We start from the raw sequence: 9422 nt of genomic DNA, 5'->3' as shown, positions 1-9422 counted from the left end.
GAGCGGAGCTACGACCTGGCGCGGGTCGGGCGGGTGCGTATTGTGGGCAGCGGGAAGGCTGGCCGACCAATGGCCGCCGCCGCCGCCGATGTGCTGGGCGACCGGCTCTCGGGCGGGGTGATGGTGATAAAGCGTGATACGACCCAGGATGTGGGAGCAAAGCTCCCACATCCTGGGTCGTATCACATCCTTGCCGCCGGCCACCCCGTCCCCGACGAGCGCAGCGTAGCCGGGGCGCGGCGCATCGCCGATCTGCTCTCCGACAGCCGGGAGGGCGACCTGGTGATCGCCCTGATCTCGGGCGGAGGTTCTGCGCTGCTCAGCCTGCCGGCGCCCGGCCTGAGCCTGGCCGACATCCAGGCGCTCACCGGGCAGCTCCTGGCCTGTGGGGCCAGCATCGATGAGATCAACACCATCCGCAAGCATCTGGACATCATCAAGGGCGGCGGGCTGGCCCGCATGGCCCACCCCGCCGATCTCGTCACCCTGGTGCTCTCCGATGTGGTCGGCAGCCCGCTGGATGTGATCGCCTCCGGCCCGACGGTGCCCGACCCGAGCAGCTTCGCCGACGCCCTGGCGGTGCTGGATCGCCACGGGCTGCCTGATCGCGCCCCGCCGGCCATCGTGGATCGGCTGCGGCGGGGCGCGGCCGGCGAGCGCGCGGAGACCCCCGGCCCCAGCGACCCCTGCTTCGCGCGGGCCAGCACGCTGCTGGTGGGCGGCAACCCCCAGGCCGCCGAGGCGGCCGAGCGGGCCGCCCGCGCCGCCGGGCTCAGCGCGCTGATCCTGACCACCTACCTCCAGGGCGAGGCCCGCGAGGCGGGGCGATTCCTCGGCGCCATCGGCCGCGAGCTGGCCTCCGCCGGGCGGCCCCTGCCCCGCCCGGCCTGCGTGATCGTCGGCGGCGAGACCACCGTGACCCTGCGCGGCGACGGGCGCGGCGGGCGTAACCAGGAGCTGGCCCTGGCCGCCGTGGGCGAGCTCGCCGGCCTGCCCGATGTCGCCCTGATCACCCTGGCGACCGACGGCGGCGACGGGCCGACCGATGCAGCGGGGGCTGTGGTGACGGGCGAGACGCTGTCCCGCGCCCGCGCGCTCGGCCTCGACCCGGCCGCGAGCCTGGCGCGCAACGACGCCTACCCCTTCTTCACCGCACTCGGCGACCTGCTTCGCCCCGGCCCCACCGACACGAATGTGAACGACCTCGCCTTCCTCTTTGCCTGGTGAGCTTGCTGGCGCAGCTCGGCACCATCCCCGCCGGTAGGTGATACCTACGTCACCAAAGGACTTTTGGGCTGTCAAGCTGATTCGGCCCTTCTGAAACCTTGTCTAAAGTCTGTAATGCTGTCGTAGTTAAGAAATCATATATAGTGGCTTCATCGTCCCATCGCGCGAGGGAGCCCCGCTATGCTTGCCACTGCCACCGAGCGATCCCCTACCAACTCGATTGTTGATCATGCCGTCGCCCGGCTCGATGCATGGCTTGAGACCATGCGCGGCGCGCGCGGCTACGGCGGCCCGGTGACTCACTGGCGCCAGCAGTCGCTCATCTACACCGGGCCGGGGCGCGACTGGCGCTACGAGGGGATCATCGCCGGCTACCTGGAGCTCTGGCGGAGGAGCGGCGCGCAGATCTGGCTGGATCGGGCCAGGCGTGCGGGTGACGATCTGCTGGGCGGGCAGCAGGCCAACGGCCATTTCGCGGCATCGGCCTTTGAGTCTAACCCGGCTATCGCCGGCTCTCCCCACGAGGCCGCCTGCGATGTGGGGCTGCTGCTGCTTGCCCGCGCCCTGAGTCAGGTCGGCGACTCCTCGTGGCAGATCTACGCCGGCTGCGCCGAGCAGAACCTGCGCGGCTACTATATCTCTCAGCTCTGGGATGCGAACGCCGGCAGCTTCCGCGAGCACCAGCGGCTGTCCTCATTTGTGGCCAATAAGGCCGCCACGGTGTGTGAGGCGCTCTTCCTGATGTCTGAGCTACGTGGTGAGGATGTCTGGGGCGAGCACTATGCGCTGCCCACGCTGAACGCCATCCTGGGCCATCAGGTGACTGACGATGGCCCACTGGAGGGGGCGATCGCCCAGAATAGCTACAGCGGTCGGCCGGTCGAGACGTACTACCCGCTCTTTATCGCCCGCTGCATCCCGGCCCTGCTACAGGGCTACGAGCGCACTGGCGTCGAGCGCTACCTCGATGGCGCGGCCCGGGCGATGGCCTTTATCGAGCGCTGGGTGGGCGACAGCGGCGCGCTGCCGCTGATCATACGCGGCGACGAGCAGATATCCCCGGAGCCGCACCTGGTGGCGCCGCTCGGCGATGTCCTGCGCGCCGCAGATCTGCTCGCCGCCTATGGCGTCCACGTTGACCTTGGCGAGATGCGCCGGCGCCTGCTCGATGGTCAGGACGCCTCCGGCGGGATCTGCCTGGCTGCGGAGCCTACCGGCGCACGGCGCACCCGCCGCTCCGCGCCCGACTTCCGCGACGCCCTGCATGTGGCCGGCTGGTGCGACAAGGCCTTCCGCTATCTGGCGGCCCACACGGGGCCGGCGCTTCCCTCGGCCCGCAGCGAGACCGTTATCTCCGAGTGTGTGATCGCGGGGTGGCGCGTCGAGCTAGAGGAGAGCGCCGAGGCGCTTGAGGTGCGGCACCAGGGGAAGCTGCGCTACCGCTGGCGTAAGGGGCACCCCTGGGCTGAGGTGGCCGAGAAGGAGTTCTGGAGGAGGTAGGGATAGGGGCGCAGCAGGGCGATGGGGCGACACCGTAAGCGGCGTCGCCCCATCGCCCTGCTGCGCCCTTACCTACAGGATCTGGCTGAGGAAGAGCTTAGTGCGCTCGTGGCGCGGGGCGCTGAAGATCTGCTCGGGGGTGCCCTCCTCGACGATCTGGCCGCGATCCATGAAGATCATGCGGTCGGCCACCTCGCGGGCGAAGGCCATCTCGTGGGTCACGCAGAGCATAGTCATGCCGCTGCGGGCGAGCTCCTTCATCACGTCGAGCACCTCCTTGATCATCTCGGGGTCGAGGGCGGAGGTGGGCTCGTCGAAGAGCATGATCCGCGGCTCCATGGCCAGGGCGCGGGCGATCGCCACGCGCTGCTGCTGGCCGCCGGAGAGCTGGCCGGGGAACTTATGTGCCTGCTCCTTGATTCCCACGCGCTCCAGCAGCTCTAGGGCCTTGGCCTCGCTCTCCTTGCGCGTCTTCTTGCGCACCCAGATCGGGGCCAGAGTGACGTTCTGGATCACCTTGAGGTGCGGGAAGAGGTTGAACTGCTGGAAGACCATGCCCGTCTCGCGGCGGATGGTGTCGATGTTGCGGATGTCATTAGTCATCTCGATGCCATCGACGATGATCTTGCCCTCCTGGTGCTCCTCCAGGCGGTTGATCGTGCGGATGAAGGTGCTCTTGCCGCTCCCCGACGGCCCGAAGATCACCACCACCTCGCCCTTCTTCACTGTCGTCGTCACCTCGCGCAGGGCGTGGTACTCGCCGTACCACTTGTTCACGTTCTCGCAGATGATGATATCTTCGCTATCGGTGTGCCCGCTCATAGCTGCTCCAATTGCAGATTGCAGATTGCAGATTGCAGATTGTCCAATCTGCAATCTGCAATCTGCAATCAAAAATTACCTATGCCCGACGCTGAGGTTCTCCTCGATCGTCTTGCTGGTGCGCGACATGGTGAAGCTGAAGACCCAGTAGACCAGCGCGATCACCAGGAAGGTCTCGCGCCAGACGCCGCCGGGGGTGCCGAGCCACTGGGGCTGGCCGATGACGTTCTGTGCGGCGCCGAGCAGGTCGACCAGGCCAACGATCACGACCAGCGAGGTGTCCTTGAACAGGCCGATGAACTGGCCGACCAGCACCGGGATGACCGCGCGCAGGGCCTGGGGCAGCGTGATCAGCATGGTCGTCTGTAGCGTGTTCAACCCGAGGGCGCGGGCCGCCTCGGCCTGGCCCTTGGGCAGCGACTGGAGACCGCCGCGGACATTCTCGGCCAGGTAGGCCGCGCTGAACAGGGTGACCGCCACCATTGCCCGGATGACGCTGTCGATGCGGATCTGGCTGGGCAGGAAGAGCGGCAGCATCAGCGAACCCATGTAGAGCACCGTGACCAGGGGCACGCCGCGGATGAACTCGATGTAGATGATGCAGAACCACTTGACCACCGGCAGGTTGCTGCGCCGTCCGAGGGCCAGCAGCACGCCGAGCGGGAAGGAGAGCACGATGCCGCTGATCGAGAGCAGCATGGTCAGCATGAGGCCACCCCAGAGGTTGGTTGGCACCTCGGGCAGCGGGCCGCCGAAGCCACGGATAATCAGCACAGCCACAGGGTACACGAGCACCCAAGAGATCACCAGCGGCCAGCGCAGCGGCTCACCCACGCGCAATCCCAGCCCGTAGCCGAGCCCGGTCGTCACGCCGGAGATCAGTAGGAAGAACGGCCCGCTGACCGGCAGTGGCGCGGCGGCGGGGGGCAGGGCGAAGGCCAGCACGCCCAGGATCAGCATAATCACACCGAAGCCGATCGCCAGAGTCTGCGGGATGCCGCGCCAGACCCCGCCGCTCATGCCGAGCAGCAGGGCGACGATCCAGACCGCCAGGGCTGGCCGCCAGACTTGATCGGTCGGGTAGGTCCATGTGGTGAGCACCTTCAGGTTGGTGATCGCCGCCGACCAGCCGGGCGCGGTGAGCGCCCAGCCCACAAAGCCGCTCATCGCCTGGAAGACGACAACCAGGATCACCACACTGATGACGCTGTTATACCAGTTGTTGAACAGGTTCTGGCGCAGCCAGTCCCACAGGACAAATGCCGGGCGGTCGGGGCGTGCCCGCGCTACTTCGGTTGCCATGAGTCTCTCCTGGGTCGGGGGGTGCGGCAGCGCAGCGCTGCTGCGCCCTTACGGCGCGCCCGGTGTTGGTCGGCTACCGCTCGACGAGCTGAATCTTCTTGTTATACCAGTTCATCATCAGCGAGGTGATCAGGCTGAGTGAGAGGTAGCTCAGCATCAGCATGAGGATCACCGGCACCGCCTGACCGGTCTGGTTATTGATCGTATTGCCGACATAGAACAGGTCGGGGTAGGCGATCACCACGGCGAGGCTGCTGTTCTTCGTTAGGTTCAGGTACTGACTCGTCAGCGGCGGGATCATGATCCGCAGGGCCTGCGGGAAGATCACCAGGCGTAACGCCTGGCCGTTGGTGAGGCCGAGCGCGCGGGCGGCCTCGCGCTGGCCCTTACTGACGGCCTGGATTCCGCTGCGCACGATCTCGCTGATGTAGGTCGCCGTGTAGACCACCAGGCCGATCAGCAGCGCTGCGAAGCTGGGGGTGATCGTCGAGCCGCCCACGAAGTTGAAGCGGTTGAGCTGGGGGATCTCTAGGAAGAGCGGCCACTGGCCGCCGGTCAGCCGCACAATCATCATGCCGAGCAGCACCACGCCGCCGGCGATCAGGAATGCCTGGGGCATCGCCACGCCGGGCCGGTCGCGGCGGGCGAACTGCACGCGTCGCACAATGTAGAAGATAATGCCAGCGGCCAGCCCAACCCAGAGCCAGGGCACCCAGGCACCAAAGTCATCGCCCTCGCGGGGCCATGCCATTGTCACGCCACGGTTATGCAGGTAGAGCAGCCCGCCAAGGTTGATACTATCTTGCACGCGAGGGAACTCTTTGGTGAGCAGAAACCAGAAGATCAGCTGGAGCAGCAGCGGGATATTACGCACAATCTCGACGTAGGTGGTGGCGAGATTGCGCAGCAGCCAGTTGCTCGACATGCGGAAGATACCGACAACTGTCCCCAGGAGCGTGGCCAGGATGACTCCCGTGATCGCGATGCGTAAGGTGTTGATGATGCCGACCAGGAATGCCTGTCCGTAGCTACTCTCTGTGCTATAGGGGATGACGCTCTCGGAGATTGCGAATCCGGTTGGCTGAGACAAAAACGAGAGGCTTGGCAGTAGGTTGGCCTTGCGCAGCCCCTCGATCATATTTGTGTAGAGGAACCAGATCCCGACGACGACGACTAAGGTGAAGACGACCTGGAGGATGATCGCAATGATCCGCGTGTCGCGGTAGAAGGGGATGCTCGACCGCTGCTGTGGTGGGGTAGCTACAGCCATGGTGTCTCCGTGTCAACACGTAGGGCCGAAGCATTGGGGTTGTCGCTACGCGACAACCCCAATGCTTCGGCCCTACCGATTTACCGGAACGGCGGCGAGTAGAGCAGCCCGCCGCTGGTGTACAGCGAGTTCAGTCCGCGCGGCAGGTCGAAGGGGGTCGTCGGGCCGAGGTTGCGGTCGTAGATCTCGGCGTAGTTGCCCACGCCCTTGATCACGCGGACGGCGAAGTCGTTCGGCAGGCCGATGCCATCGCCGAGCTTGTTATCGGCCAGGCCCAGGAAGCGCTGGATCTCCGGCAGCTCGCTGCTGGTGAAGTCGCCGATGTTGGCCGAGGTGATACCATACTCCTCAGCCTGGAAGGTCGCGTAGACAATCCAGCGCACCGCGTCGCTGAACTGCGCGTCGCCTGAGAGGGTCGAGGGGCCGAGCGGCTCCTTGGACATCGTCACATCAAGGATCTTGTGGTCGGCCGGGTTGGTCAGCTTGGACAGGCTCGACACCAGGCCCGACTTGTCGGTGGTGAAGCCATCGCACTGGCCGGCGTCGTATGCAGCCACCGTCGGGTCGTTGCTATCGAAGACCACTGGGGTGAAGGTCAGGCCGCGAGCCTTGAACTGGTCGGCCAGGTTCAGCTCGGTGGTGGTGCCGGTCTGCACGCAGACCGTCGCGCCGTCCATGTCCTCCAGTGTGTTGATGCCGCTATCCTTGCGCACCATCATGCCCTGGCCGTCGTAGAAGGTGGTCGGCGCCCAGTCCAGGCCGAGCGAGCCATCACGGCTCAGGGTGAAGGTGCTGTTGCGGATCAGCACATCGACCTCGCCGGTCTGCACGGCGGTGAAGCGGTCCTGGGAGCTCAGCGGGCGGTACTCAACCTTGCTCGGGTCGTCGAAGATCGCGGCAGCGATCGCCTTGCAGAAATCGACATCGAAGCCGGTGTAGGCACCGGCCGAGTCCACATTCATGAAGCCGGGGAGGCCGGTGTTCACGCCGCAGATCAGGTTACCACGGCTGATGATCGTCTGCAGGCGGCCGCCGGCGGCGGGCTGGGCGGCGTCGCTGGTGGAGGGGGCCGGGGCGGCGGTGGCGGCCGGGGCGGCGGGCGCCTCGGTGGCCGGGGCGGCGGTGTCAGCGGGGGCCGCCGGGGCGGCGGTGTCGGCGGCCACCGGGGCGGTGGTGGCGGCGGCCTGCGGGGTCTGGCCGCCACAGGCCGTCAGGGCCATAGCGAAGGCCAGAGCCAGCAACGGGAGAATCTGTCGCTTCATCAAGGTCGCTCTCCTTACAAAAGATCCACGCGACACGCACTCGGTGCCGAACCCTATCGGCGGTGTCGTGTCGCTACGAACCCATCCATTGCCCCAGCGTAGCCGATATCGGCTATGGCGGACATGCGACCACTCATCTCGGCACGTCCTAATGATGCCGTGTGAGCATCCCGTGTGTCATCGGTTTCACTGCCCGGTGCGCACTACAGCGGGGAGATCTGCGCGGGCAACGCTACACTGCGTGGTATTTGTCCTACTGGGATTGACCCGAATTGTAACATATACCTCCAAGGTGTGCAATCCTATGGCAATTTGGGGGTTGGGGGGGCTGTGCTTCTCGCGACTTCGCATTGTGATACAATGCTCAGCCGAACCATCTGCCTCCCTGTACCCTGTACCCTGTACCCTGTACCCTAACGCATGTACCTCAAGCGCATTGATATTCAGGGCTTCAAGACCTTTGCTGGTCGAACTGCTATCGATTTCAGATCTGGAATTACTGCCGTAGTTGGCCCAAATGGCTCAGGGAAGTCGAATCTGGCGGACGCCATCCGCTGGGTGCTGGGCGAGCAGAGCCTGGCCACGCTGCGCTGCAAGCGCTCCGAGGAGCTGATCTACTCGGGCGGCGGGCGGCGCGCCCCCGCCGGGCTGGCCGAGGTCTCGCTGACGATCGATAACAGCGACCGCCTGCTGCCGCTGGACTTTGACGAGGTGACGATCGCCCGCCGGGCCACCCGTGCCGGCGACAGCGAGTACTTCATCAACCGGGCCCGCGTGCGCCTGCGCGATGTGCAGGAGGCCACCGAGCCGCTCGGCGGCTCCTACACGATCATCAACCAGGGGCTGGTGGACGCCGCGCTGACCCTGCGGCCCGAGGAGCGCCGCCGGCTCTTCGAGGACGCCGCCGAGATCGGCGGCTTCGAGCTGCGTAAGGCCGAGGCCCTGCGCCGCCTGCGCGAGACGGACAGCAACCTGCAGCGGGTGGGCGACCTGCTGGGCGAGCTGGAGCCGCGGCTGCGCGCGCTGAAGCGCCAGGCCGGCCAGGCCCGCCAGCACCGCGAGCTGAGCGGCGAGCTGCGCGCGCTCCATGAGCGACACTACGCCGCGCTCTGGCGGGCCGCCCAGCTCGCCACCGCCCGCGCCCGCGCTGATCTGGCCGGCCTGGAGCAGGCCTTGGAGCAGGCCCGCGCCGCCCAGATGGCGGCCTCGCACGATCTGCGCGCCCTGCGCGAGGCGCTGCGCGGCCGGCGCGATGCGCTTGGCGCCCTGCACCAGCGCAGCGGTGAGCTGCATAAGCGGGCCGAGGATGCCCAGCGCGTCCTGGCCGTCGATGGCGAGCGCCTGGCGGCCTTGGCCCGCCGCGCCGAGGAGCTGGAGCGCCGCCGCAACGAGCTGGCCCTGCGCCAGGGCGAAGACGAGGACCGCCGCGCCGCCGCCGCCGAGGAGGCGGCCCATGCCGCGGCCGCCCTTGACGCCCAGCGCCTCGCCCAGCGCGCCGCCGAGGCTGAGCTGGCCGGTGCCGAGCAGATCCGCCAGGCCCTCGCCCGTGAGCTGCGCGCCGCCCAGGACGCCTCTGTGCGTGCCGCGACTGCCGTGGCCGAGGGGGCCAGCCGCGCCGAGCAGCTGCGGGCCCAGGCTGCGCGGCTTGAGCGTGACCGCGCCGAGCTGGAGGCCGCCGCCGCCCAGGCCGTCGCCCACCTGGCCGCCGCAACCGCCCAGGTCGAGGCGGCCCGCGCCGAGCTCGCCGCCGCCGAGGCGGCCCGCGCCGCCGCCGCCGAGGCCGAGCGGGCCGCCCGCGCCGAGCTGGAGGCCCTGCGCGCCGAGCGGGCCGCCGCCGACGACGAGCGGGCGGCAGCCCGCCGCGCCCTGGCCGATGCCGAGGCCCGCCTCGACTCGCTCGCCCGCCTGGCCCGCTCCTACGCCGGGGCCTTCGCCGGCGTGCGCGCCGCCATGCAGTGGGCCGAGAAGGCCGGCCGGCCCGGATTCGCCCTCGTCCAGTCGATCATCCGCACCCCCGCCGATCTGGAGACCGCCGTCGA

The 9422-nt window shown here is 67.8% G+C and carries 7 protein-coding genes; 3 read left to right on the top strand and 4 right to left on the bottom strand.

Annotated features, from left to right (window positions below):
• Both K2Z83_RS02955 and K2Z83_RS02950 read left to right on the top strand, forming a co-directional pair.
• The coding region (locus K2Z83_RS02955; protein ID WP_220593687.1) for a glycerate kinase at nt 1–1227 on the top strand (1227 nt) is incomplete at its 5' end.
• 180 nt (nt 1228–1407) lie between these two features.
• Complete coding sequence (locus tag K2Z83_RS02950; RefSeq protein ID WP_220593686.1) at nt 1408–2727, top strand: hypothetical protein; 1320 nt, start codon at nt 1408–1410, stop codon at nt 2725–2727.
• A gap of 72 nt (nt 2728–2799) precedes the next feature.
• Here the strand turns inward: K2Z83_RS02950 and K2Z83_RS02945 are convergent, their stop codons facing one another.
• The 4 genes from K2Z83_RS02945 to K2Z83_RS02930 all read right to left on the bottom strand — a co-directional run bounded on the left by K2Z83_RS02945 (nt 2800) and on the right by K2Z83_RS02930 (nt 7383).
• Nucleotides 2800–3549: an amino acid ABC transporter ATP-binding protein gene (locus tag K2Z83_RS02945; RefSeq protein WP_220593773.1), complete on the bottom strand. Its 750-nt coding sequence runs from the start codon at nt 3547–3549 to the stop codon at nt 2800–2802.
• Between the two features lie 75 nt (nt 3550–3624).
• Nucleotides 3625–4851 carry an amino acid ABC transporter permease gene (locus K2Z83_RS02940; RefSeq protein WP_220593685.1) on the bottom strand — a complete coding sequence of 409 codons (1227 nt, stop codon included), beginning with the start codon at nt 4849–4851 and terminating at the stop codon, nt 3625–3627.
• A gap of 73 nt (nt 4852–4924) precedes the next feature.
• Nucleotides 4925–6121, bottom strand: coding sequence for an amino acid ABC transporter permease (locus K2Z83_RS02935; RefSeq protein WP_220593684.1), 1197 nt, complete (start codon nt 6119–6121; stop codon nt 4925–4927).
• Between the two features lie 80 nt (nt 6122–6201).
• Entirely contained in the window at nt 6202–7383 is a 1182-nt protein-coding gene (locus K2Z83_RS02930) for an amino acid ABC transporter substrate-binding protein (RefSeq protein WP_220593683.1), read from the bottom strand.
• Between the two features lie 420 nt (nt 7384–7803).
• Here K2Z83_RS02930 and K2Z83_RS02925 point away from each other — a divergent pair.
• Nucleotides 7804–9422, top strand: a 1619-nt coding sequence (locus K2Z83_RS02925) for an AAA family ATPase (protein ID WP_220593682.1), incomplete at its 3' end; no start/stop codon positions are given.

Origin of the sequence: Oscillochloris sp. ZM17-4, assembly GCF_019599295.1 — a bacterium.
In the GTDB taxonomy this organism is placed as follows: Bacteria; Chloroflexota; Chloroflexia; order Chloroflexales; family Chloroflexaceae; genus Oscillochloris.
The sequence above is the reverse complement of the archived record's forward strand: the minus strand, read 5'-3'. Positions and strand labels throughout refer to the sequence as shown.

Bases quoted from the DNA above. Each gene is read 5' to 3' on its own strand.
- K2Z83_RS02950 (WP_220593686.1), top strand. From the start codon at position 1,408: ATGCTTGCCACTGCCACCGAGCGATCCCCTACCAACTCGATTGTTGAT.
- K2Z83_RS02940 (WP_220593685.1), bottom strand. From the start codon at position 4,851: ATGGCAACCGAAGTAGCGCGGGCACGCCCCGACCGCCCGGCATTTGTC.
- K2Z83_RS02935 (WP_220593684.1), bottom strand. From the start codon at position 6,121: ATGGCTGTAGCTACCCCACCACAGCAGCGGTCGAGCATCCCCTTCTAC.
- K2Z83_RS02945 (WP_220593773.1), bottom strand. From the start codon at position 3,549: ATGAGCGGGCACACCGATAGCGAAGATATCATCATCTGCGAGAACGTG.
- K2Z83_RS02930 (WP_220593683.1), bottom strand. From the start codon at position 7,383: ATGAAGCGACAGATTCTCCCGTTGCTGGCTCTGGCCTTCGCTATGGCC.